Origin of the sequence: Megamonas sp. Calf98-2, from assembly GCF_900110235.1 — a bacterium.
Classification (GTDB): Bacteria; Bacillota; Negativicutes; order Selenomonadales; family Selenomonadaceae; genus Megamonas; species Megamonas funiformis.
In genome coordinates this window covers 1-25,201 of the sequence record NZ_FOCY01000035.1, presented here as the reverse complement: position 1 = coordinate 25,201, position 25,201 = coordinate 1, and the positions used below count along the sequence as shown (strand labels likewise).

General features: G+C 31.7%; 23 protein-coding genes and 1 other annotated feature. Of the genes, 11 read left to right on the top strand and 12 right to left on the bottom strand.

Annotated elements, in window-relative coordinates; translation table 11 throughout:
• Positions 1–225, top strand: a 225-nt coding sequence (locus BMX03_RS09705; protein ID WP_143052089.1) for a zinc ribbon domain-containing protein, incomplete at its 5' end; no start/stop codon positions are given.
• Positions 226–605: 380 nt separating this feature from the next.
• Positions 606–1,694 carry a PTS transporter subunit EIIC gene (locus BMX03_RS09700; RefSeq protein WP_091695124.1) on the top strand — a complete coding sequence of 363 codons (1,089 nt, stop codon included), beginning with the start codon at positions 606–608 and terminating at the stop codon, positions 1,692–1,694.
• A 51-nt stretch (positions 1,695–1,745) separates the two neighbouring features.
• Here BMX03_RS09700 and rsmG read toward each other — a convergent pair whose 3' ends face one another.
• The 8 genes from rsmG to rpmH form a co-directional block, all read right to left on the bottom strand.
• Entirely contained in the window at positions 1,746–2,465 is a 720-nt protein-coding gene (gene rsmG / locus BMX03_RS09695; RefSeq protein ID WP_022228045.1) for a 16S rRNA (guanine(527)-N(7))-methyltransferase RsmG, read from the bottom strand.
• Positions 2,462–4,342 carry a tRNA uridine-5-carboxymethylaminomethyl(34) synthesis enzyme MnmG gene (gene mnmG / locus BMX03_RS09690; protein WP_008539239.1) on the bottom strand — a complete coding sequence of 627 codons (1,881 nt, stop codon included), beginning with the start codon at positions 4,340–4,342 and terminating at the stop codon, positions 2,462–2,464. Before mnmG ends, rsmG begins: the two co-directional genes overlap by 4 nt.
• Positions 4,343–4,373: 31 nt before the next feature.
• Positions 4,374–5,771, bottom strand: a complete 1,398-nt coding sequence (gene mnmE / locus BMX03_RS09685) for a tRNA uridine-5-carboxymethylaminomethyl(34) synthesis GTPase MnmE (protein WP_091695122.1) — start codon at positions 5,769–5,771, stop codon at positions 4,374–4,376.
• Between the two features lie 86 nt (positions 5,772–5,857).
• Positions 5,858–6,511, bottom strand: a complete 654-nt coding sequence (gene jag / locus BMX03_RS09680) for an RNA-binding cell elongation regulator Jag/EloR (RefSeq protein WP_015561970.1) — start codon at positions 6,509–6,511, stop codon at positions 5,858–5,860.
• 3 nt (positions 6,512–6,514) lie between these two features.
• Positions 6,515–7,195, bottom strand: a complete 681-nt coding sequence (locus BMX03_RS09675) for a YidC/Oxa1 family membrane protein insertase (protein ID WP_008539236.1) — start codon at positions 7,193–7,195, stop codon at positions 6,515–6,517.
• A 57-nt stretch (positions 7,196–7,252) separates the two neighbouring features.
• Positions 7,253–7,462, bottom strand: a complete 210-nt coding sequence (gene yidD, locus BMX03_RS09670; RefSeq protein WP_008539234.1) for a membrane protein insertion efficiency factor YidD — start codon at positions 7,460–7,462, stop codon at positions 7,253–7,255.
• Positions 7,459–7,824 carry a ribonuclease P protein component gene (rnpA, locus tag BMX03_RS09665; protein ID WP_015561971.1) on the bottom strand — a complete coding sequence of 122 codons (366 nt, stop codon included), beginning with the start codon at positions 7,822–7,824 and terminating at the stop codon, positions 7,459–7,461. The genes yidD and rnpA overlap by 4 nt, the downstream gene beginning before the upstream one ends.
• A 152-nt stretch (positions 7,825–7,976) precedes the next feature.
• On the bottom strand, positions 7,977–8,111 hold the full coding sequence (rpmH, locus tag BMX03_RS09660; protein WP_008539230.1) for a 50S ribosomal protein L34: 135 nt from the start codon (positions 8,109–8,111) through the stop codon (positions 7,977–7,979).
• Positions 8,112–8,316: 205 nt separating this feature from the next.
• Here rpmH and dnaA point away from each other — a divergent pair, with 205 nt between their 5' ends.
• The 4 genes from dnaA to BMX03_RS09640 all read left to right on the top strand — a co-directional run bounded on the left by dnaA (position 8,317) and on the right by BMX03_RS09640 (position 13,241).
• A complete protein-coding gene (gene dnaA, locus BMX03_RS09655) occupies positions 8,317–9,807 on the top strand; it encodes a chromosomal replication initiator protein DnaA (RefSeq protein WP_091695119.1) in 1,491 nt (496 codons plus the stop codon).
• A gap of 257 nt (positions 9,808–10,064) precedes the next feature.
• Positions 10,065–11,183 (top strand): DNA polymerase III subunit beta, encoded by a 1,119-nt coding sequence (gene dnaN, locus BMX03_RS09650; RefSeq protein WP_018999997.1) that lies wholly within the window; start codon positions 10,065–10,067, stop codon positions 11,181–11,183.
• A gap of 5 nt (positions 11,184–11,188) precedes the next feature.
• A complete protein-coding gene (gene recF, locus BMX03_RS09645; RefSeq protein WP_018999996.1) occupies positions 11,189–12,298 on the top strand; it encodes a DNA replication/repair protein RecF in 1,110 nt (369 codons plus the stop codon).
• 43 nt (positions 12,299–12,341) lie between these two features.
• Positions 12,342–13,241, top strand: a complete 900-nt coding sequence (locus BMX03_RS09640; protein WP_091695116.1) for a DciA family protein — start codon at positions 12,342–12,344, stop codon at positions 13,239–13,241.
• A 116-nt stretch (positions 13,242–13,357) separates the two neighbouring features.
• On the opposite strand, the gene BMX03_RS09635 is transcribed toward BMX03_RS09640, so the two are convergent.
• On the bottom strand, positions 13,358–14,065 hold the full coding sequence (locus tag BMX03_RS09635; protein WP_008539221.1) for a phosphatase: 708 nt from the start codon (positions 14,063–14,065) through the stop codon (positions 13,358–13,360).
• A gap of 320 nt (positions 14,066–14,385) precedes the next feature.
• Between BMX03_RS09635 and BMX03_RS09630 the strand changes: the two genes are divergently transcribed.
• The 4 genes from BMX03_RS09630 (at position 14,386) to BMX03_RS09615 (ending at position 20,934) form a co-directional block, all read left to right on the top strand.
• Positions 14,386–15,810, top strand: a complete 1,425-nt coding sequence (locus tag BMX03_RS09630) for an acetyl-CoA carboxylase biotin carboxylase subunit (RefSeq protein ID WP_008539219.1) — start codon at positions 14,386–14,388, stop codon at positions 15,808–15,810.
• Positions 15,811–15,951: 141 nt separating this feature from the next.
• Positions 15,952–16,584 (top strand): TetR/AcrR family transcriptional regulator, encoded by a 633-nt coding sequence (locus tag BMX03_RS09625; protein WP_091695114.1) that lies wholly within the window; start codon positions 15,952–15,954, stop codon positions 16,582–16,584.
• 202 nt (positions 16,585–16,786) lie between these two features.
• Positions 16,787–17,869 carry an efflux RND transporter periplasmic adaptor subunit gene (locus tag BMX03_RS09620; protein ID WP_091695111.1) on the top strand — a complete coding sequence of 361 codons (1,083 nt, stop codon included), beginning with the start codon at positions 16,787–16,789 and terminating at the stop codon, positions 17,867–17,869.
• A complete protein-coding gene (locus BMX03_RS09615; RefSeq protein ID WP_091695108.1) occupies positions 17,866–20,934 on the top strand; it encodes an efflux RND transporter permease subunit in 3,069 nt (1,022 codons plus the stop codon). Before BMX03_RS09620 ends, BMX03_RS09615 begins: the two co-directional genes overlap by 4 nt.
• Before the next feature lie 63 nt (positions 20,935–20,997).
• On the opposite strand, the gene BMX03_RS09610 is transcribed toward BMX03_RS09615, so the two are convergent.
• Positions 20,998–22,209, bottom strand: coding sequence for an MFS transporter (locus tag BMX03_RS09610; protein ID WP_091695106.1), 1,212 nt, complete (start codon positions 22,207–22,209; stop codon positions 20,998–21,000).
• A 173-nt stretch (positions 22,210–22,382) separates the two neighbouring features.
• Here BMX03_RS09610 and rpe point away from each other — a divergent pair, with 173 nt between their 5' ends.
• Positions 22,383–23,048: a ribulose-phosphate 3-epimerase gene (gene rpe / locus BMX03_RS09605; RefSeq protein ID WP_091695103.1), complete on the top strand. Its 666-nt coding sequence runs from the start codon at positions 22,383–22,385 to the stop codon at positions 23,046–23,048.
• 59 nt (positions 23,049–23,107) lie between these two features.
• Here rpe and BMX03_RS09600 read toward each other — a convergent pair whose 3' ends face one another.
• Together BMX03_RS09600 and BMX03_RS09595 are read right to left on the bottom strand one after the other, a co-directional pair.
• A complete protein-coding gene (locus tag BMX03_RS09600; RefSeq protein WP_022228058.1) occupies positions 23,108–24,439 on the bottom strand; it encodes an MFS transporter in 1,332 nt (443 codons plus the stop codon).
• A 66-nt stretch (positions 24,440–24,505) separates the two neighbouring features.
• Positions 24,506–24,749: a binding site (T-box leader), on the bottom strand.
• Positions 24,750–24,868: 119 nt separating this feature from the next.
• Positions 24,869–25,201, bottom strand: a 333-nt coding sequence (locus BMX03_RS09595) for an IS30 family transposase (protein ID WP_143052086.1), incomplete at its 5' end; no start/stop codon positions are given.

Here is a 25,201-nt window from a genome sequence, read left to right as displayed (position 1 = left end):
CTTGAATATAAAGCGAGAGAAATTGGCTCAATAGTGCAAAAGATAGATAGATACTATCCAAGTTCGCAAATTTGCCATGTTTGTGGTACAAAAAATCCTGAAACTAAAAATTTGGCAGTTCGTGAGTGGATTTGCGCAAAATGCAAATCCAGCCACGATAGAGATAGAAATGCTGCTATAAATATATGGAAGGTTGGGGCATCAACCTTCTTTGGAGAGATATAGTAAGACCTGCTATTTTAGTAGGCAAGTATCGTTTGTATCCAAGAATCCCCTGCCTTTAGGCATGGGGAGTATGTCAAATTAGTAATGAAGATATGTGTGCTATTGATAATATAACTACTTGTGGTGGCTCTTATAAAGATAGTGATAATATTAGTTTTTAACTATATTAAATAAAAAAACTGCACTTAAAGTGCAGTTTTTTTGATTTTAAAATTTCTTCAATCTCTATAAATTCATTATCTAAAAAATACACATATTTTCTTTAATTTAACTCACAAATTGACAATATTGTTAACACTAAGTATAATTATTAGCTGTGTGTTTATTTATATAAGATATATGTACATAATAAATTCATCGAAAGGACTATTTTTATCTGTATGAACATTTCTTCTCAACACCAAAAATCAATGATTAATACTATAATTGATGGTATCGCTGGTATATTTTTACCCATTGTCAGTTTACTAAGTGCCGCTGGTATCTTAAAAGGTATTATTGCTGTATTAATTGCCACAGATGTATTAATTAAAGAAAGTGATAATTACCTTGTTTTAAATGCCATGACTGACAGTTTATTTTACTTTTTACCCATGTTATTAGCCTATACATCAGCTAAAAAATTTGGTGCTAATCCCTTTACTGCTGTCGTTATTGCAGGTATTTTCCTTTATCCTTCACTAAATCATATCTTAGAATCTGGTCAAACTGTAGAATTCTTCCATATTCCTTTAAAAGGTGTTACCTACCATTCTAGTGTTATCCCTATTATTTTAGCTTCAGCATTATTAACTTTTGTTGAAAAATTCTTAAATAAAATTTTCCCTGATATGGTAAAAGGGTTTTTGACACCTCTTTTGTGTATTATTCTTGTAGGATTTGTAACATTATTCTTATTTGGCCCTATTGGTATGGTTATAGGTGATTTTCTCGCTAATATCTATGAATATATCTATAAATTTTCCCCAATTATATCAGGAGCGTTATTAGGTACAGTCATTCAACCAATGGTAATCTTTGGTTTCCACTGGAGTTTTATTTTAATCGGTATGAATAATATTGCCGTATTGGGTTCGGATACAGTTTTAGCCTTAATGGGACCTGCTGTATTTGCTCAAGCTGGTGCAGGACTTGCTGTATTCTTAAAAAGTAAAGATACGAAATTTAAATCCATTTGCGCATCTTCTATTTTATCAGCATTATTTGGTATCACTGAGCCAATTATGTTTGGTGTAAATTTACCTCGCAAAAAGCCTATGATAGCCGTATGCATCGGTGGTGGTATTGGTGGTGCTATCGCTGGTTATTCAGGCGCTAAAGCTATCGCTTTTGCCTTTCCTAGTCTAGCTTCTCTTCCTGTATTTTATGGCGATGGCTTTCTATTGTATATTTTAAGTGATGTAATTGCTGCCATTATTGCTTTCATCATCGCTTATTGTTTAAAATTTAAAGTTGATTTAGCAAAATAAAAAGATAGTACAAATGTACTATCTTTTTTTATTTTCTACTTTATCTATATTTTAAACAATTGGATTTCGCTCTGGTGTACCTGCTTTACGCGGATATACTTTAGGTGTTGCTTTTTCTTTTTTGATATAGACAACAGCTCTTTTATCTTCCAATTCAGGGAGTTTTACAGGCATAGATTTAACTAATTTCCCACCTAATACAGAAAATGCTTTTTGCGCTTCTTGTATTTCTTCTTCATATTGACGACCTTTTAAAGCGATAAAAGTACCACCTTGTTTTACAAAAGGCAAACAATATTCACAAATGATAGGTAATCTAGCTACTGCTCTTGCTGTTGCTAAGTCAAATTTTTCACGATATTTTTTATTTCTTGCTGCTTCTTCACTGCGTGCATGGATTACTTCTACATCTTTTAAGCCTAATTCATCAACTACAAGTTGTAAAAATTTCACACGCTTATTTAAAGAATCAAGCAATGTCAATTTTAATTCTGGACAAAATATCTTTAATGGAAGTCCTGGAAAGCCTGCTCCTGTCCCCACATCAATAAGACTTACCTGTCCTGTAAATAATTCTTTTTGATAGCAACTAAGTGAATCTACGATATGTTTTATAGCTACTTCTCTAGGCTCTGTAATCGCTGTTAAATTGATTTTTTCATTCCATTCGACAAGTAACTCATAATATTTATTAAAAGCGCTTATTTGGTCGCTAGTAAGCTCTAAACCATATTCTTTAGCTACTTCACTTAAGTCATTTACAAAGCTCATGCATTTTCCTCCTGTCGACGATATTGTTCTAGATAAACAAGTAATACAGAAATATCTGCTGGAGATACACCAGAAATACGACTTGCTTGACCTATGGAAATTGGTCTTATCGCATTTAATTTTTCTCTAGCTTCATCGCGAAGGCTAGATACTTCATCATAATTTATATCTTCTGGCAATAATTTTTCTTCAAGTTTTTCCATGCGTTCAACTTGTTCTAATTGTTTTTTGATATAACCTTCATATACCAAAGTAATTTCTACTTGTTTTTTTACATCTTCACTGATTTCAGGAAGCTCTACGATATGTTTTAAATCATCATAGCTGATTTCTTTGCGCTTCAATAAATCCGCTGCTGTAACAGTATTGTGAATAGAGCCTAATTCAAATTCCTGCATCTTTGCTAAAGTTTCTTTATTTGGGTGAATGCGAATTTCACTCAATAATTCAATGGTGTTTTTAATGCTATCGCGACGTTTTACAAAGCGAGCATAACGTTCATCAGATACTAAGCCAACTTGACGACCTTTTTCTGTTAAACGTAAATCAGCATTGTCTTGACGTAAAAGCAAACGATATTCTGCACGAGAAGTCATTACACGATACGGTTCATTAGTACCTTTAGTTACTAAATCATCAATTAAAACGCCAATATATCCATCAGAACGTTTTAAAATCAAAGGTTCTTTCCCTTGAATTTTCAATGCGGCATTGATACCAGCAATAAGACCTTGTGAAGCTGCTTCTTCATATCCAGATGTACCATTTGTCTGCCCAGCTGAGAAGAAACCGCTTATTTTCTTAAATTCCAAAGAAGGTTTTAATTGTAATGGATTAATGCAATCATATTCGATAGCATAACCAGGACGCATAATTCTCACATTTTCTAAGCCTGGAATAGTGCGTAAAAATTCCATTTGTACATCAATAGGCATACTTGTAGACATACCTTGTACATACATTTCTTCAGTATCTAAACCTTCTGGTTCAATAAATAATTGATGACGTTCTTTATCTGGGAAACGCACAATTTTTGTTTCAATAGATGGGCAATATCTAGGGCCTACACCAGTGATAATACCATTTGCCATCGGTGCACGTTCGATATTATCTCTGATGATTTTATGAGTCTGTTCATTTGTATAAGTGAGCCAACAAGGAACTTGTTCACGAGTTTTTACATCGCTCATAAATGAAAAATTATGAACTTCATCATCACCAGGTTGAATTATCATTTTAGAAAAATCTAAAGAACGACGGTCTACACGAGCTGGTGTACCTGTTTTAAAACGCATGAGTTCAACACCAGCTTTTAATAAACATGACGATAATTTTATAGCTGCTCTTTGACCATTAGGACCGCCATCATATGTATTTTCACCAATGATAATGCGTCCTTTTAAATATGTTCCAGAAGCAAGTACTACAGCCTTACAAGTATAAACTTCACCAGTTTCTACTACTACGCCTGTTACTTTATTATCTTCAAACAAGATTTCATCTATCAATAATTGTTTTACATCGAGATTTTCTTGCAATTCACAAGTATGCTTCATTGTATTTTGATATAGTTTTTTATCAGCTTGTGCTCTCAAAGCCTGTACAGCAGGGCCTTTACCAGTATTAAGCATACGGTACTGAATACAAGTTTTATCAGCATTTACGCCCATTTCTCCGCCTAAAGCATCAATTTCACGGACTAAATGACCCTTAGCTGGGCCACCTACAGATGGATTACATGGCATCATTGCTATATTATCCATATTCAAAGTTGTAAGTAAAGTATTACAACCCATACGAGCACTAGCAAGAGCTGCTTCTACGCCAGCATGACCTGCACCAATAATAATTACATCATAATTGCCTGCAATAAACAAAAAAATTCCTCCTATTTCAAACTATATCGTTTTATTTACCTATACAAAATTGACTAAATATCTGGTCAATAATATCTTCATCTACTGTGTCGCCTGTTATTTCCCCCAATTTTTCCCAAGCAGAGCGAATATCTATGACAATAAAATCTTCTGCCATATCCATTTCAATAGTATTTAAACAATCCTCTAAATATTTTTGTGCTTCTTTTAACGCATTAGCCTGACGCACATTATTTACAAAAACGCCTTCAGCTTGTTTTACTGTACCACTATACACGCGATTTACAATCTCTTGCTCTAATTCTTTTATACCATCATTGTTGAATGTAGATATCTGCATATATTTAAAATTACCCTGCAAACGCTTTTGTAAATCATCTATATCTAAAACACAAGATAAATCATTTTTAGTAAGTAAAACTATGCCTTCTTTACCTTGTAATAAATTAATGATTTCCTCATCTTCTTTTGTTAAATCAGAAGATGTGTCAAATAAAGCTAAAATCAAATCTGCCTTTTGTACATAAGACATGGATTTTTCTACACCAATTTGTTCTACTTTATCTTCTGTTTCACGAATACCAGCTGTATCTATAATCTTTAAAGGAACTCCACCGATATTTGCATATTCTTCTAAACTATCTCTTGTAGTCCCTGGAATATCTGTTACAATCGCTCTATCTTCACGCAAAAGCGTATTTAAAAGGCTAGATTTACCTACATTTGGCTTACCAATGATAGCTGTTACTAAACCATCACGCAAAATTCTACCAGTATTAAACGTAGATAACATTTCTTCTATGCGATTTTTTATACTTCTAACCTTTGCACTAGCTTCATCTTTTGCCACATCTTCGATATCATCTTCTGGAAAATCTATGGAAGCTTCTAAATGAGCTATGACTTCTAAAATATCATGGCGCATAGCTTTGATTTCATCAGAAAATTTTCCTTGAAGATGACCTGCTGCCATGCGAAGTGAAGCATCTGTTCTCGCTTTTATGATGTCCATTACAGATTGAGCTTGTGATAAATCTAATCTACCATTTAAAAAAGCACGTTTTGTAAATTCACCTGGCTCTGCCATTCTAGCGCCATTTTGCAATGCCAATTCTAAAATACGGCGAACAACTAATGCACCACCATGACTTTGAATTTCCACCACATTTTCTTTTGTATAAGAATTAGGTGCCCACATTGCTATACATAAAGCTTCGTCAATGACATTGCCTTTTTCATCTACAATCTTACCATATACAACTTTATGACTTTCAAAATTTTCTACAGTCAAATCCTTTTTAGCACATTTAAATAACTTACTAGCAACAATTCCAGAATTTTCACCACTGATGCGAATAATACCTATGCCACCTTCTCCAGGTGGTGTAGAAATTGCTACAATAGTATCATTTTCCCCAAAGTTTTTCATCAAAAATCCTCCAATTAGACACAAAAGGACTGCCCCAAATAATATAAACAATTGGAAACAGCCCTTTCACAGCTTTATTTTCACTATTAAATTACTAAATCTTCGTTTTTATTATGTTTAATATCCACAACTATTTTACGATGAGGTTCAACACCATCACTGTAAGTTATGATATCAACATAATCCTGAAGTGCCATATGAATAATTTTACGTTCATGGCGATTCATTGGCTCTAAAACTACTTTTGTGCGATATTTTCTAGCTTTATTAGCTAATCTTTCTGCTAATTGACAAAGTGTTTCTTCACGGCGTTTACGATAGTTTTCCACATCTAAAACAATGCGAACTCTCGCACCTGTAACATTTTTATTAGCAGCCATATTTGTTAGATACTGCAATGAATCAAGTGTCTGACCATGTTTACCAATCAATACACCTAAATCATCGCCAATAAGATTGAATTTATAATTTATATCTTCTTCAATGCATTCAATCTGTATATCTTTGTGCATGGATTTGAAAATCTTCTTTAAAAATTCTTGACCTTTTTCCAATGGTGTTAATTCCTTTTCAGTTGCTCTTATTTTAGCAACTCTAGCACCAATTAAACCGAAAAAGCCCTTTGAAGGTTCTTCTAATACTTCAAAAATAACACGTTCTTGAGGCAAATCCAATTGACTTAAAGCCAATTTTTTTGCTTCTTCAATGTCTTTACCAGTTACTTCGATAACTCTTGCCATATATTATGACCCCTTTTTTGCAGAAGTATCTTCATGTCTATACATCCACCACTGCTGCAATATCTGCATAATATTATTGACAATCCAATAAATAACTAAACCAGCTGCAAAATTACAACTAATCCAACCAATAAATAAAGGCATTACTACAGACATAATCTTCATCTGCATTTGCATCTGTGGAGAACTAGAAGCTGAAGATGTTTGTTTTTGTACTACATAAGTACTTATTGCTGATAAAACAGGCAAAATGTAGTATGGGTCTGGATTAGATAAATTCATAATCCATAAAAATGTTGGATCTCCACCATAATCAATGCTTTGAAGAGCATAAAACATTGCCATCAAAATAGGCATCTGAGCTAAAAGTGGCAAGCAACCAGCTAAAGGATTTACCCCAGCATTTTTATAAAGCATACCCATTTCCTGTTGTAATCGTTTTGGGTCATTTTTAAACTTATCTTGAAGTTTTTTCATTTTTGGTTGCAATTCTTGCATTGCCTTCATAGATTTTACCTGTTTTACAGTCAACGGATAAAATGCCATTTTTATAATAATAGTCAATACTATAATTGCCACACCATAAGATTCCAAACCTACTGTGCTTAGAAAATCATGGAAAATACCCAAGATAAATTCTAATAACTGCACAATTGGATTAAAAATAGAAGAAATAAAATCCAAATCATCACATCCTATAAGTAAATTTCAAATTACCAACGAATAACCATAAATAAACATCTATTTTACAGGGTCGTATCCACCTTTATGAAAAGGATGACAACGCAATATACGTTTTATTGCCATCCAGCCACCGTGAACGACACCATATTTTTCTACCGCAATTAAGGCATATTCTGAACAAGTCGGAATATAGCGACAGCAAGGCGGTTTCAATGGAGATATAAAATTTCGATAAAATAAAATCAAACCAATGAAAATCCGCTTCACTTTTTTTCAACCTCTTTTTTCAAAATGTTAGCACGCTTACATAGTGAATAAAATGATTTCTCTAAAGCTGTAGACTTTAAATCTACAGCTGCCGCTCTGCCTACAAGTAAAAGACAATAATCATCTTTTATTTCATGACGATGTAGTCTATATACTTCTCGAAGCAATCGCTTTACGCGATTTCTAGTAACAGCATTTCCAAGTTTCTTACCAGCAGCAAAAGCCACTTTGTGAGAAGGGTGAAATGCTTTGCAATAATACATAACCATGTTCTTATTTGCTAAAGAACGGCCACAACGATAAATTTTTTGAAAATCACTATTTTCTTTAACAATGAGTTTCTTTTGCAAACTATATTTCATGTTACCCTCACTTGGGATGTTAATCTGGCGTTTATGCTCATATATATTAAGCAAAATACAAAAAACTAAATCATTCCCAGTTGTAGAGATAGTGCAGAGCACTATCTCTACTTATGACAAAAGGAAAAAGAGGCCACCGTAGTGACCTATTATTATGCGGATAACTTATGTCTTCCTCTAGTACGTCTTCTTTTTAAAACAAGGCGACCACCTTTAGTTTTCATACGTTGACGGAAACCATGAGTTTTCTTTTTCCAATGAGTATTTGGCTGAAATGTCTGTTTCAATTTTCACACCTCCTTAAAAAACACCATAATAGTTCAAATTATAGCTATTAGAATTATAGACTACTGCTGTTTTTGTGTCAACAGATTTCAAAATACTTGTTGATATATCATACTCATTTTGATAATATATTTATGCACTTATCCACAGGTTTTGACAAATTCTGTGGATAAATTTTATAAAAAATTTTAAGAAAGGATTATCTCCATGACGGATATTCAATTACAGGCAACTTGGGAAGAAATATTAAAAAATCTTGAAAATTCACTATCCACACGAGTTTGTAATAATTGGTTAAAGCCATTAAAACCGATAAAACTCACTACAGAAATGTTGGAACTAGGTGCACCTAATGTTTTTACCAAAAATTGGGTAGAAAAATATTATTTACCATTTTTAACAGATTCTTGCTATGAAATCACTAAAGCACATTTAGAAATTTCCATCACTAATCTTGAAAGTACAAAAAACGCAGAAACTATTTATCCAGATGAATTAAAACAACAACAATTAAAAAAACGCAATACTAGAGTTAGAACGAAGAAAAAAGCTACAAGTTTGGCACAATCAAATGATTTATTTCAGCCAACACTAACAGAAGCGATGCAACCACCTAGTGAAATGACAGAGACACCTCTTCCTATCAATCCTGGAGATAAATCTTCACTTAATCCTAAATATACTTTTGAAAGTTTTGTAATTGGTAATTCTAATAGTTTTGCTCATGCTGCAGCACTGGCTATTGCTGAAAATCCTGCAAAAGATTACAATCCATTTTTTATGTATGGTGGTGTAGGATTAGGAAAAACGCATTTAATGCATGCAATAGGTCATAAAATTTTGCAAAAACATCCACAAAAAAGAGTGTTATACACAACTAGCGAAAAATTCACAAATGAATTAATCAATTCTATTAAAGATGGCACATCTGCTGCTTTCCGTCAAAAATATCGCAACATTGATGTATTACTTGTTGATGATGTTCAATTTTTGGCAAATAAAGAACGAATTCAAGAAGAATTTTTCCACACCTTTAATGCTCTAAAAGATGCTAATAAACAAATTATATTATCTAGCGATAGACCCCCTAAAGAAATAAAACCTTTAGAAGACCGTCTTTGTTCTAGATTTGAAGGTGGATTACTTGCAGATGTTCAAGCACCAGATTTAGAAACAAGAATTGCTATTTTAAAGAAAAAAACTTTAATGGATAATTTAGATGTACCTCTTGATGTTATGACATATATCGCTAGTCATATTGATAATAACGTTCGTGAATTAGAAGGAGCATTGACTAGAGTCGTAGCTTATGCATCATTTAAACATTATCCTGTGACTAATGAATTAGCTGTTGATGTTTTAAAAAATACCATTACTAAACAAGAACCGACAGTTAAACAAGCAGATAAAATTATCAACATAGCATTAATTCAAGAAACTGTTGCTAAATATTTCAAATTAACATTAGCAGATTTAAATGGAAAAAAACGCAATCGCAATATTGCTTTTCCTCGCCAAATAGCGATGTTTTTAGCTAGAGAAATGACTGATGCTTCTTTACCGAGAATAGGTGGCAACTTTGGTGGTAGAGACCACACAACTGTCATGCATGCCCATGATAAAATCAAAAAACAGTATCAAGATAATCCAAAAACAGCTAGCGTTATTGATGAAATACGTAAATTAATCACAAGTTAAAACTTATTAACAAGGGTTGTGGATAAGCTTGTTGATAAGCTGTGCATAACTTGTGTATAACTTTATAATATACACAACGATGTGGATATGTGGATAATTAGTCACAAAATATCCACAAGATATCAACAGGCATAAAGCCATATACCATAAGGTTTTAAGCCACTTATCAACATATCCACAGATACCTACTACTAATACTACTAAAATATAATATATATATAATAATAATAGAATAATAACATAGGAGTGGATAACTCATGAAAATCACCTGTGAAAAGAAAGAACTTGTACAAGCAATACAAACAGTTTTAAAAGCTGTACCAAGTAGACCACAAATGCCTATATTATCTGGCATATATATCAAAGCACATCAAAACTATATAGAATTACAAGGAACAGATTATGAAATCAGCATTATCTGTAAAATAAAAGCAATAATTGAAACAGAAGGTACTATCGTATTACCAGGAAAATATTTATACGAAGTTGTTCGTACTTTACCTGGTGAATATGTAGAAATAAAAAATAATGACAGTGATAACTCTGTAAACATTCGCTCTAATTCTGCACAATTTAATTTATTAAATATGCAAGAAAATGAATTCCCTATTATTGAACCATTAAAAGGTCAAATTAATTTTAATTTAAAAAATGATATATTCTTAAATTTTATCAAAAAAACATCTTTTGCTTGTGCAACAGATGAATCAAGACCAGTATTTACAGGCTGTTTAATGGATATTACTGATGAAAATATCGTAATGGCGGCAACAAATATGCACAGATTAGCATTAATAAAAGAAAATATAAATTATATATCAGATAATAATATTAAAATAATTATTCCTGCAAAAATATTAAATGAATTTACACATATATTTAATTCTGAAATACCAACAGATATTCAAATTTCCTGTACACATAATAAAATAAGCTTTTCTTATGAAAATATATATGTAATTTCACGTTTAATTGAAGGTCAATTCCCAGATTATAACCGCGTTATTCCTAAAGAATTTAAAACACATGTAAATATTAATAAAAATGAATTCCAATCTGCTTTAGACCGTGTATCTTTAATATCTCGTTCTGGTGATTATAATATTATTCATTTTGAATTTGTGGATAACATTGTAAGAATTTCCTCAGATAATCCAAATATTGGTAAAGCAGAAGAAACAATAAATGTGGATATTGAAGGTCCTGGAATAAATATTTCTTTTAATGCTAAATATATTATAGATGTATTAAAAGCTATTGATGCTGAAAACTTTATTTTTTCCTTTAATCAACCATTAACAACAGCTTCTATTACGCAAAGAGATAATAAAAACTTTGTTTATGTTGTTACTCCTGTACGCACAAAGACTATGTAATAATTATGAAAATAGATTTATTAACATTATATAATTATCGTAATTATAATAATTTAAATTTAAAATTATCTTCAAATATAAATATTTTTACTGGTTTTAATGCACAGGGAAAAACAAATATAATTGAAGCTATATATTTTTCTTCTTTAGGTATATCTCATCGAACTCGCACTGAGGGGGATTTAATACTATGGGGGAAAGATGAAGCTAGTATAAATGTTAAATTTTCAAAAAGAGATATTAATTCTATATTAAAAATAATTTTAAAAAAGAATAAGCGAAAAGAATTAAATTTTAATGGAGAAATTATTAAACAGAAAGATTTACCAGGATTATTAACAATGATATTATTTTCTCCAGAGGATTTAATGCTTATTAAGGGTTCGCCCCTATTAAGAAGAAGGTTTATTGATATAGAATTATCTCAAATTAGTAGAATTTATTATAATGAATTAGTGCAATATAATAGATTATTATTACAACGCAATAATTTATTAAAAAAAATCCGTGAAAATAAAAAGCTTATACCTATGCTAGACACTTGGGATGAACAAATTGCAAAGACAGCAGCATTTATTGTGGAAAAAAGATTAAGGGGTATAGAAAAATTATCAAAATTAGCTCAAAAAATACATTATGAAATATCTCAAAAAATGGAAATACTTAATATAAGATATAATATCCATAATTATAAAAATGAGGCTTTAAATAGTTTCGATGATTTATTTAATTTTTATATACAAGCATTAAGTAAATATAGAGATAATGATATTTATAGGGGGTCTACAAGTATTGGACCACATAGAGATGATATTGATTTTTTTATCAATGATATTTCATTAAAATCTTTTGGCTCTCAAGGACAACAGCGTAGTTCTGTTTTATCTTTAAAATTAGCTGAATTAGAATTTTTAAAGCTTGAAACAGGGGAATATCCTATATTATTATTAGATGATGTAATGAGCGAATTAGATACGCGTAGAAGAGATAATTTATTATCTTTATTGCAAGATAATAATGTACAAACATTAATTACAGCAACAGATATAAATTTATTTAATTCTCACCCTAAAAATAAATTTTTCAAAGTAGAAAAAGGAATTGTCAGTGAATAAATGAGAAAGGCATATAGTATTATTTATTATATGAATTAATAATATGAAAAGAGCATATTCAAATAATTTATTTGAGACTGGAAATACAATAATTCCTAAAACAATGAAAAATCTAGGTCTTTTAAAAGAGTATAAGAAAAACCAAATTTTTTACAAATGGGGGGATATAGTAGGCAAGGAAATAGAAAAACATATATCCCCTCAAGAAATAAATTTTGGTGTATTATATGTATATGCAAATTCGTCTGTATGGGCAAATAATTTTCAATATTTAAAGATAGAAATCATTGAAAAAATAAATGATTTTTTAGGGTATAAATTTGTTAAAGATATACAATTTACTAGATTAAGAAAGAAAAAAATAGATAATTATTCATCTGTTTTAGAAAGAAAAATTGACTTAGGAAAGTATGTACGAAGAGTCCCAATAACAGATGAGGATTTAATATTAGCAGATACTAAAGTTCAACAAATAGAAGATGAAAAATTAAGGCAAAAATTAAAAACGATTTATTTAAAAAGTATACAATTAACAAGATTAAAAAAAGATTACGGGTGGATAGCCTGTGAGCGATGTGGCAGATTAACGCCAAAAGAAAAACCTATTTGTTTTAATTGTCTGCGAGAAATAAAAGAAGAAAAAGAAGTTACTATAATTGAAATATTTGAAGAAATGCCATGGGCTAATTATCAAGATATATCACAATATGTAGATTGTAATATGGATATGGTAAAAAAAATGCGTGATAAATTAATTCAAATGATAGCAAGTAAATTATCTCCCGATGATTATACTAGTGTGGAAGCTATAAAATTAGTTATGCTATATAAAGCTATTTCTCCAGAAAAATTAAATGAATATATAATAAAAGATACATTAAATAAATTACGTTTTGATATGGCTTTTTGGGATAATAATAAAATAAAAGCGAAGAGAAAATAGAAAAAGATGTGTATATCTTTATAGAGATATACACATCTTTTTCTATTTATCCACTTATCCACAAAATGATATATATTTTTGTGGATAAACAGATGTTTTTTATCTATTTTTTGTGATTAATCAATAAATTTTTTAAATTTATCCACAGATGTATTCACAATTAATGTGGATGGAAAATTCACTTCAGTTAAAATTTGATGTACATATTTATGATTTCCGACATCATTTGCGATATGAGCATCACTGTTGATAATTAAATTAGTTTGATGTTGTGCACAATATTTTAGTAAGATTTTCATATTTTCACGAGAATTTAATCGTTCACCATCAGGTCGTACAGAGCTATTGTTGAGTTCTAAAAGAACATTATATTCTTTAGCAGCAAGAGCGAGTTTTTCATAATCAACAGGATAATAACCATTATCAGGATGACCTATAATTTTTATTTTATCATGTTTCATAGCATTGATTATGGCAGATGTATTTTCTTCTTGGCTACCAGGTTTTATACATATATCATGAAGACTAGCAATACCATAGTCTATTTTACTGAATGCTTTTGTGGATAAATCCATAGTTCCATCATAATCTATAATATTGATTTCAGCACCCATGCGAATTAGTAGGTCATCTTGTTTTCTAGGGATAACTTTAAAATTGTAAAAATATATTTCAGAACAAGTTCCAGGCATTTTATTTGTATGTTCTGTAATTCCCAATAATTTTAGACCTTTAGTTTTTGCACTATCAATCATTTCTTGAAGTGTGCTATAAGCATGACCACTAGCGATTGTGTGGGTGTGGACATCTAAGATATCAATCATTTGTAAGTCCTTCTTTCCTTATAATATAGTTTTATTTTGAAATATCTTTATAAGCCTGTCAATAAGTACTTTTGACTAAAAATATTGTATACATATATACATATATTTTTTCATTGATATTTTGTTTTATTATGATATAATAATTTTAGTTATGTAATATATGTATAAAATCTATAACAAAAAGTTATAGATTTTATTAAAGATGAGCCGATTGCCATAACATTTATATTTAAATTTACTAAGAAGGCTCTTTTATAATAGTATTTAGTATAAAGAGAACCAATGAAATGATAAGATTGGCTTATAGGAGGTCATAATAAATGTTTAAAAGAGTCTTAATTGCTAATCGTGGTGAAATAGCAGTACGTATCATACGTGCTTGTCAAGAAATGGGTATAGAAACTGTAGCTGTTTATTCTGATGAAGATGCAGATGCAATGCATGTAAGATTAGCAGATTATAGTTATAATATTGGTCCAGCTGATGCTAGTGAAAGTTATTTAAATATTGATGCTTTAATGGAAGCTGCTGAAAGAACAGAAGCAGATGCCGTTCATCCAGGATATGGATTTTTATCCGAAGATGCTGATTTTGCAGAAATGGTAACTAAAGCTGGAATGACATGGATTGGTCCATGGGCAGATACTATCCGTAAAGTTGGCGATAAAGATGAAGCTAGAGCTGCAATGATACCATCAGGTATTCCAATGTCAAAAGGTAGTACTCCATTGACTAGCGTAGAAGATGCTGTTGAACAAGCAAAAGATGTAGGCTATCCTATTATTTTAAAACCAGTAGCTGGTGGTGGTGGTAAGGGTATGCTTATCGCTAACAGCGAAGATGATTTAAGAAATATCTTAACTATCATTGATATAAATAAAGTAAAATATTATTTTGAACATTATATTGAACATTCTCGTCATATTGAAGTACAGATTGTAGCTGATAATTATGGTCATGTTATTCACTTAGGTGAACGTGAATGCTCTTTACAACGTCGTAATCAGAAATTATTAGAAGAATCTCCTTCTATTGCTTTAACTCCAGACCGTCGTGCCGAAGTTGGTGCTTTAGCTATTAAAGCAGCAAAAAGTGTTCACTACAATAATATTGGTACTGTAGAATTTTTACTTGATTTGAAAACAAATCAGTTTAATTTCATGGAAATCAATCCACGTATTCAAGTAGAACATGGTGTAACAGAAGCTGTTACAGGTATTGACCTTGTGCGTACACAAATTCGCATAGCAGCTGGTGAATCTTTAGACTTACAACAAGAAGATGTAAAATTCACAGGTCATGCTATTGAATGTCGTATCAATGCTGAAGACCCAGATAATAACTTCATGCCATCTCCAGGAAAAATTGATTTCTTCTTAGAACCTGGTGGACCTCGTGTTCGTGTAGATAGTGGTGTTTGTGCAGGCCTTTCCATATCTCCATATTATGATTCTTTGATTGCAAAAATCGTAGTACGCGGACGTACTCGTGGTGATGCTATTAAAATTATGCGTCGTGCTTTAAATGAATTTAAAGTTGGTGGCATCAAAACAACAATACCACTTCATCAACGTATTTTGAAAAATGAATATTTCTGCACAGGTGATATTGATACAAGATTTATTAGAAATCATTTCTCTAAATATGTACAACCAATGACACCTGCACAGTTGAAAGCTTCTAAAACAGCTAAAACTGAAAAAGAAATTATTAATGCTATAAATGCAAGTATGTATTATGCTTAATTTATAAAAATATATAGTAATATACCTAGCCCTGATAACAGAGATAAATTGTTATCAGGGTTTTTTTATTGACAAAATAAATAAAAATGATAAATAATGAATTAATTCAATTTATATTTAGGAAAGGTAAAGGTGGAGATAATGAGTAATTCTCGTGTAAGAATTATTAAAGACCCAGAAGAGAGAAAACAAGAAATCATAGAAGCAGCCTTACATTTATTTTCCCAAAAGGGATATGAGCATACAACTATACAAGATATTGCTAAATATTTAAATATATCTCAAGGATTATGTTATCGTTATTTTAAATCTAAAGCGGAGATATTCACAGCAACTGCTGAATTTTATGCACAGCAGATTTTAATTCAAATAAGACAACCTTTTCCTGAAAATATGAAAGCAATTGATAAATTTAATATTACGATAAAAAGACTTTTTCAATATATTGTCAAACATGGTGAATTTGAAGCTAATAGTGAAGTAAGTGCCTTACGTGCGGATAGATTAGATAGTATTTCCAGACAGATTATAGAAGTGATTATACCGATAATTAAGCAAGGTAATGAAGAAAAGATATTTAATTGTCATGATATAGAAAAAACGACTAAGATTTTTATTTTTGGTTTGGTACATACTTTTCATGAAGAAATGCCTAAGCAAGATATAAAGAATTATATTAAGTCTTTTTTAAAGTATTTAAAGATAAATTTAGTATTGATTTTAAATATAAAAGAGCCTGAATTACTAGGTGAAGGTTGGGAAAATATTTTATAGATATAGATGTAAAAAACTAAGTGTTATATTATATCGACACTTAGTTTTTTTATTTGACGGTAGAGTTTATTTGTAGTAATATTTAAATGAATGAATTTATTCATTCTTGAGGTGATATGATAAAATTTGTTATTATATTAGGATTTTTCTGATATTATATAAGTGATGAATAAAATAGAAATGAATATAGAAGGAGGGATTTATGATGAAGAAAATATTTTTTGTGCTATGTTTGTTATTATCTTTATATTTATGCACAGGTTGTGGAAAAAATGAACAAGTTGTGGATAACACTGTTTATGTAAAAACACAGACAATTGATTATGGTGCAAGTAGTAATGAAGATAATTATGCAGGTGTAGTTAAAGGTCGTTATGAAACTAATTTAGCTTTTCAAGTTAGTGGAAAAATATTATCTAGAAATATAAATTTAGGAGATAGAGTATCAGCAGGAGATGTCTTGATGGTCATTGATGACAAAGATATTAGACAGAGTGTAAATGCTTATGATGCTCAAGTAGAAGCTGCTAAATCGCAATTGAATTTAGCACAATCTAATCTTGCTAGATATGAACAATTATATGCAGCTAATGCAGTTAGTGCCCAATCTTTAGATCAATATCAAAATGCTTATGATAGTGCTTTATCAGCATATAATCAAGCTGTAGCTCAAGCGACACAAGGATATAATTCTTTGGGTTATACACAATTAGTCGCAAATGCAAATGGTGTTATTTCTAGTGTAAGTGGTGAAACTGGTCAAGTCGTAAGTGCAGGTCAGACTGTAGCTGTGCTTATTCAAGATGGAGAAAGAGAGATTGAAATATCCATTCCTGAAAATAAAATTCAAGATATAAGCATAGGTCAAAATGCGACAGTTGATTTTTGGGCTTTAAAAGGCACTACTGTTCAAGGTGTAGTCAGAGAAATATCACCGATAGCTGATGCCGTAGCAAAGACTTATAAAGTTAGAATTAGCCTTGTAAATCCTCCGTCTGATATTCAATTAGGTATGACTGCAAATGTTATATTTACAGGAGTAAATAATGGTGATACAAATATTAGTTTGCCATTGAGTGCATTGTATCAAGTGGAAAATAAAACTCAAGTTTGGATCGTCAATGATGCTTCTTGTGTGGAATTAAAAGATATAAATGTAATATCTTTAGGAAAAAATGATGTGATTGTCAGTGGATTAAATAAAGGTGATGTAGTAGTAACAGCAGGTGTGCATAAACTTTATGAAGGGCAATCAGTAAAATTAGCGGATGGTGATACTTTATGAGAAATTTAACAGAAGTATCATTAAAAAATAAAAATCTAGTCTGGTACTTTATTGTTGTGATTTTTTTTGCAGGAATTTTTTCCTATACGAAATTGGGACGAATGGAAGACCCTTCATTTACGATTAGGCAAATGGTAGTATCTGTAGCTTGGCCAGGAGCGACAGCTTCACAGATGGAAGAACAAGTTACAGATAAGATTGAGAAAAAATTGCAAGATACACCAGGTCTTGATTATGTAAAAAGTTTTTCGCGTTCAGGCGAAGCTGTTATCTATGTAAATTTACGTGATGATATAGATAATGATAAGATACGACCTACATGGCTTGAAGTTCGCAATATGGTTGATGACATAAAAAAGGATTTACCAGAAGGCGTTTATGGGCCATATTATAATGACCGATTTGATGATGTATATGGTTCTATATATGCTATCACAGGTGATGGTTATTCTTATGAAGAAATGCGTGAAAAGGCAGAAAAAATAAGACGTATCTTATTGACTGTGGATAATGTCAGCAAAGTAGAACTTGTAGGTGAACAGCCTGAAAAAATATATATAGAAGCTTCATTAGATAAGCTTTCTGAATTGGGTATTAGTCCTCAAGACATCATGCAAGCAGTGCAGACTCAACAACAAATGACACCTGCGGGCATGATTGAAACTCAAACGGATAATGTATATTTACGTTTAAGTGGTCAATTCGCTGATGTGGATATGCTCAAAGAAATGCCTATCAATGCTGGGGGTAAAATTTTGCGTTTGGCAGATATAGCCAAAGTAGAACGTAGATATGTAGAACCAGCAGAACCAAAGATGTTTTATAATGGAAAACCAGCTATAGGTCTTGCTGTTTCCATGGAAGCTGGAGGTAATATTTTAACTCTAGGTGATAATCTACAAAATACTATTGAAGAAGTGCAAAAATATATACCTACAGGTTTAGAGATAAATCAAGTATCTAATCAGCCTCAAGTAGTAAAAGACTCAATAGATGAATTCGTAGGCTCTTTACGAGAAGCAATTATCATCGTATTGGCAGTCAGTTTTTTGAGTTTAGGACTCAGAACAGGTATGGTAGTTGCAGGTTGTATACCTCTTGTTATTTTAGGCGTATTTGTTGCTATGGAAGCTTTGGGTATAGATTTGCATAAGGTTTCTTTGGGAGCGTTGATTATTTCCTTAGGTTTATTAGTGGATGATGCTATTATTGCTGTAGAAATGATGAGTGTAAAACTTGAAGAAGGTCTAGATAGATTTAGTGCTGCTTGTTATGCGTATAAAGCGACAGCTATGCCAATGCTTAGCGGTACACTAATTACTTGTGCAGGCTTTATACCTGTAGCTTTTGCCGATGGATTAGCATCTGAATTTTGTAGTGCGTTATTCCCTGTAATTGCCATAGCTTTGATTTTATCGTGGATTGTATCTGTAATGGTAGCTCCATTATATGGTTATAAAATAATTAAAGTTAAAGTAAAAAAAGATGAAAAGGGAAATATAGACCCATATCAAAGTAAATTTTATACATTTTTTAGAAAGATATTATGTTATTGCTTAACACATAAAAAAATAATATTGTCTAGCACAGTGGTTATATTCGCTATTTCTATTTATTGTATGAAATTTATAAGTCAGGAATTTTTCCCACCATCTCAAAGACCAGAGCTTGTAGTAGAACTTACTTTGCCAGAAGGTTCATCTATAAAGGCTACAGAAGAACAAGCTGAAAAACTGGCAGATGTTTTAAGTGAAGAACAAGATAAAATAGATAATTTTGCTTATTATACAGGTCAAGGTTCTCCACGTTTTGTATTGACTTTTGACCCTGTATTACCAAAAGATAATTATGCTCAATTTGTAATTACAGCAAAAGATGTAGAAGCTAGAGAATATTTAAATCAAAAATTATTTAAAATCTTAAATGAAGATTTTCCAGCAGTACAATCAAATATTAAATTTTTACAAATGGGGCCACCTGCTGATTATCCTGTAATGATTAGAGTTTCAGGATATGATGTGGATAAGGTAAAAAATATAGCTGATGAAGTGGCTATGAAGATGCGCCAAGATAGTAATATTTACAATGTAAATTTTGATTGGCAAGAAAAAGCAAAAACACTTCATTTAGAATTAGACCAAGATAAATTGAGAGCAATGGGTATATCTAGTCAAATGGTTGCCCAGACTTTATATACAGAGCTTACAGGAGCAACAGCTGCTCAATTTTATCAAGGTGATAGAACTATTGATATAGTGATGCGATTATCTGATGACGATAGAGATAATCTGGAAAAAGTGCGGAATTTACCGATTTATTTAGGGCAATATGGATATGTACCACTTGAACAGATTGCTAAAATTAGTTATCGTGCAGAAGATGGTGTTATTTGGCGTCGTGATTTGAAGCCTACAATCACTGTTCGTGGTAGTATTTATCAAGGAACAGCCAATGATGCAACTGAAAAAATATATAATCAATTAGCTGATTTACAAAAAGATTTACCATTTGGTTATAGCATTGAACCAGATGGCGCTATGTCAGATAGTCAAACAGCCATGGAACATTTGTTAAAACCTATACCTGTGATGGTCATAGCTGTTATTACTATATTGATGTTCCAGTTGAGAAGTGTACAGTTAATGATAATGACTGTACTTACAGCTCCGCTTGGCTTAATTGGTGTTAGCTTTGGTATGTTATTGTTTGATAAACCAATTGGGTTTGTTGCAGTATTAGGTATCTTGGCTTTATTTGGTATGATTATTCGTAACTCAATTATCTTGATTGACCAGATAAAGAAACATATGCTTGATGGTGAAAAACCATGGAATGCTATTATTGATTCTGCTGTATTGCGTTTTCGTCCGATAATGCTTACAGCGGCAGCAGCAATACTAGGAATGATGCCACTTGTACCAAGTACGCTTTGGGGCTCTATGGCAATTGCTATTTCTTGTGGTTTAGTAGTCGCTACGATTTTAACTTTGCTCATTTTACCAACAATGTATGCAGCATGGTTTAAAATCACACTAGATAGTGAAAATAAATTGAAACAGAAATAAAATGTTTCACGTGAAACAAAAAAGTGCAAGTAGGAAATTTCTTACTTGCACTTTTTTATTTATTTAATTAGCAAATCTTTTACGAGGTTTTCTACTAATTGGTGGTTTGAGATACATTAGGGCACTTGTTATGAACATTAAAACTCCAGCGAAAATAAAGACAAATTTTAAACCAAAGAAAGTGCCGATAAAGCCACCAACTAATGGGCCAATAGTTGAACCAATTTGTTGGGCTGCAAACATCAAACCAAAGATACGCCCACGTTGTTCGGCTGGACTTTTTTTAACTAAAATAGAATTGATTGATGGATATACACCAGCATAGAATAAACCACAAACAAACTGCAAAATAGCAAATGGAGTAAGCGTGCTAGGTATGGATTGAATGATTAAAATAAAACCTGTACCAGCAAGGGTTATACACATAGTACGGAAAAATCCATGTGATTGACCATACCTACCCCAAAGCGGTGCAGAAATAGCTCCAGCAAAGCCACTTAAAGAAAAGACCATACCAGATAACATGATAACATTATCCATGCTATGATGTAGTTCAGCTACATATAATGTTAATATAGGCTGAAGAATTAAAATTGCCATCTGGATAACAACAGCACATTCAAGCATACGTCTAATCATAGGCACTTTTAATAAATTTACTTTTTCTGCTTCTTTAGCCAATGCTAATTGTTCAGGTGTTTTAGCTTCACGAGGTGGTTCTTTGATAAATATTAAGGTGATTAAAGTAATTAAAGCAAGAGCACCTGCAGAGATAAAGAAGGAAACTCGCATACCAAATACACTGGCTAATACACCACCGAGTAATGGCCCAATAACTCCTCCAGCAGTTAATGCACCTTGCATTACGCCCATACAAAAACCGAGTTTTTCTTTGGGAGCATAAGAGGACATAATAGCAAGTTCAGCAGGCCAAAGTCCAGCGGCAAAACCTTGGAGAATACGAGCAAACATTAATTGAATAGGAGAGCTAACGATACCACAGATGAAATAAGTAATAGCAAGACCTACTCCAGCACGTACTGCCATTGGTTTTCGCCCTTTTTTGTCAGATAATTTGCCCCAGATAGGAGCCATAACAGCACTAACGATGAATGTTACGGAAAATATAATGCCTGACCACATGTTTACATTGTCAGATGTTACACCTAATTCATTAATTAAATACATAGGTAAAAATGGAATGAGCATAGTATAACTAGCTGACATCAGTACAACATTGCAAGTCAAAATGGCTAAAACAGCTTTCCAATTCAATTAAATCAATCCTTTCGTAATAATTTCATAGTTTATTAATTATTTTTATAAAAAAATAATTAAATATCTAAGATGATTATACATCAAAAGGTATAAATTAAAAAGCTACTATAGACGAAAAATATTCTTTGGGCTACAATTAATTATAGATTAATAAATAAGGACGTGATATTGTGTATAAATTAGCACCATCATTATTAGCAGCTGACTTTGGTATTATAAAAGAACAATTAGCCAAATTAGATGAAGCAAAAGTCCCTTATCTTCATTTAGATATTATGGATGGGGTTTTTGTACCTAATTTATCTTTCGGTCTTGCTGTTGTTGAGTCTATTCGCAAATATACAAAAATGGTTTTTGATGTGCATTTGATGATTATAGAACCAGAACGTTATGTAGAACAGTTCGCTAAAGCTGGTACAGATATTTTCTGTTTCCATATTGAAGCAACTAAAGATGCAAAAGCTACAGTAGATAAAATAAAAAAATGTGGTATGAAAGCAGCTATCGCTGTAAAACCAGCAACACCAATAAGTGAAATAAAAGATTTATTAGGTGAATTAGATATGGTCTTAGTAATGACTGTAGAACCAGGTTTTGGTGGTCAAAAATTCATGGAAGACCAGATGGAAAAAGTAAAAGAATTAGTAAAACTTCGTGAAGAAAATAATTATAAATATGATATTGAAGTTGATGGTGGTGTAAATCCTGAAACAATAAAAACATGTTTTGCTTCTGGTGCAAATGTAATTGTAGCAGGTTCTGCCGTTTTAGGAGCAAAGGATATTTCTGCAAGAGTAGAAGAATTTGCTCAAATTGCCAAAGAATATAATATTTAATTTTTATCATAAAAAAACGTATTATCCATAAAAGATAATACGTTTTTTATTTGAATTATTTAATTTGCGACAGTATCTGTAGTTGTGTTTTCAGTTACTGGTTGGCGATTTTTTTGACCTGTCCAGCCATATTTGATTGTAAGAGTTGTTATACCTGCGATTAACATAAACAATGCCATAGCAAAATATCCAAGGTCAAAAGAACCTGTTTCTGTTTTGATGAAGCCCATCATATAAGGGCCAACCCAACCACCAAGATTACCACAGGAATTGATAAGACCGATAGCACCAGCAGCTGCAGGGCCTGTTAAGAATGTAGTAGGAACTGTCCACCATACGCCCATAGAAGCATAGATACCGATAGCGGATAAGCAGATTAAAAATAATGCTACAGAAGGATTACTAGCAAATGGGCTAAGTCCAAGACCGATAGCACCGATGAACATGGCAATAGCTACATGCCAAACTTTATCACCTGTTTTAGTAGATGTATAACCTGCGATTATTTGTACGATTAAAGCTACAGTCATAGGGATAGCAATAGCGCCACCTAATAGAGAAGTTGACCAACCAGAAATGCTTTTTAATACAGTTGGCATCCAGAAGTTGAAGCCCCAGAAACCAATTACCCACATGAAATAGATAAAGCAAAGTTTTAAAACTTTTTTATCAGTAAAAGCTTGCATAACAGTATATTTTTTTACTTTTTGTAAACGAGCTTGTTCAGCTTCAAAAGCTTCTGTTAAATATTTCTTTTCAGCATCATTGAGCCAAGACACTTGATCTGGTCTATCTTTAACCCAGAAGAAGAATACTACAGCGAAGAGGAGAGCAGGAACAGCTTCTAAGATGAATAATTCTTGCCAACCATGCATACCTAAAATAGAAGTATTTAATAAAACACCAGCTAAAGGAGCACCGATAATAGTAGATAATAATAGCGAAGTAAGCATTAAGGAAGTAGCACGAGCTCTTTCTTTTGGTGTGAACCAACGAGGGAATAATACAGAATAAATAACAGGATAAAGACTTGCTTCAGATGCACCAAGTAAGAAACGATAGATATAAAATTCAGTTTGAGTAGACATGAAAGCCATGAGAACGCAAACGAGACCCCATGTGAACATGATACGGGCAATCCATTTACTAGCAGAATATTTAGCAGCAATTAAAGAACCAGGAATTTCTAAAAGTAAGTAACCCATGAAGAAGATACCAGCACCGGCTCCAAAGATTTCAGGTGTAAGCCATGGTAAATCTTCAGTCATAGTCAAAGCTGCATAAGCTATATTTACACGGTCGATACAAGCGATGATTGAAACTAAGAATACAGGTAAAATAATATGTAAATCACGCTTTCTTTTTAAACTTGCAAAATTGATTTGTTCCATTGTTAAAACCTCCTAATAAAATATTTTGTGTAAAACTAAGTATAAATACAAAAAACCTCCGCCCCATAAAGGGACGGAGGTTATATTTCCGCGGTACCACCCTGATTTTGTCTTAATTATAGACAACAGCTCTCAACGTACATCATAATACGCGGTTCTTATAACGTAGAACAAACGTTTTAGCTTACTGGATTTCAGCTAAAATCTTCAAGGATGATTTTCATTTTTCTTTTGGCTACCACTTTTCAGCAAAATAGTGGCTCTCTGTAAGCTTTAAGGAAAAATTACTTGTTCCTATCTCTAGATTTATACTTTATTTTATATTTACAAATTTACAAAACTCATTATAGATTAATATAATCTCATATTGCAAAATTGTCAATAGTTTTTTTAAAATAATTTATGATAAAATAAATAAATGATGAATTGTCAATCCAAGTGCGACACTTCTTTTAAAAATAAATTAAATGGATTATCCCAATTTAAACATTTTCTTGGTCTACTATTTAATAGTATTAATTTTTCTATTAAATCATCATTAGATATTTGTCCTAAATCTGTTTTCTTTGGATAATATTCTCTTAATAACCCATTTGAATTTTCGTTACTACCTCTTTGCCATGCTGCATAAGCATCTGCAAAATATACTTTTATATTTAATTTTTCTACTTCTTTGTAACATGCAAATTCTTTTCCTCTATCTGTTGTAAATGTTTTTAATGCCTTTTTTGGTAGTACTTTCACTAACTTTTTTATTGCTTT

Coding starts and splice junctions, on each gene's coding strand:
- BMX03_RS09700 (WP_091695124.1), top strand. CDS start 606: ATGAACATTTCTTCTCAACACCAAAAATCAATGATTAATACTATAATT.
- recF (WP_018999996.1), top strand. CDS start 11,189: ATGAAAATAGATTTATTAACATTATATAATTATCGTAATTATAATAAT.
- rsmG (WP_022228045.1), bottom strand. CDS start 2,465: ATGAGCTTTGTAAATGACTTAAGTGAAGTAGCTAAAGAATATGGTTTA.
- BMX03_RS09625 (WP_091695114.1), top strand. CDS start 15,952: ATGAGTAATTCTCGTGTAAGAATTATTAAAGACCCAGAAGAGAGAAAA.
- dnaA (WP_091695119.1), top strand. CDS start 8,317: ATGACGGATATTCAATTACAGGCAACTTGGGAAGAAATATTAAAAAAT.
- rnpA (WP_015561971.1), bottom strand. CDS start 7,824: ATGAAATATAGTTTGCAAAAGAAACTCATTGTTAAAGAAAATAGTGAT.
- BMX03_RS09600 (WP_022228058.1), bottom strand. CDS start 24,439: ATGGAACAAATCAATTTTGCAAGTTTAAAAAGAAAGCGTGATTTACAT.
- BMX03_RS09630 (WP_008539219.1), top strand. CDS start 14,386: ATGTTTAAAAGAGTCTTAATTGCTAATCGTGGTGAAATAGCAGTACGT.
- BMX03_RS09640 (WP_091695116.1), top strand. CDS start 12,342: ATGAAAAGAGCATATTCAAATAATTTATTTGAGACTGGAAATACAATA.
- mnmE (WP_091695122.1), bottom strand. CDS start 5,771: ATGAAAAACTTTGGGGAAAATGATACTATTGTAGCAATTTCTACACCA.
- BMX03_RS09635 (WP_008539221.1), bottom strand. CDS start 14,065: ATGATTGATATCTTAGATGTCCACACCCACACAATCGCTAGTGGTCAT.
- BMX03_RS09615 (WP_091695108.1), top strand. CDS start 17,866: ATGAGAAATTTAACAGAAGTATCATTAAAAAATAAAAATCTAGTCTGG.
- BMX03_RS09620 (WP_091695111.1), top strand. CDS start 16,787: ATGATGAAGAAAATATTTTTTGTGCTATGTTTGTTATTATCTTTATAT.
- dnaN (WP_018999997.1), top strand. CDS start 10,065: ATGAAAATCACCTGTGAAAAGAAAGAACTTGTACAAGCAATACAAACA.
- jag (WP_015561970.1), bottom strand. CDS start 6,511: ATGGCAAGAGTTATCGAAGTAACTGGTAAAGACATTGAAGAAGCAAAA.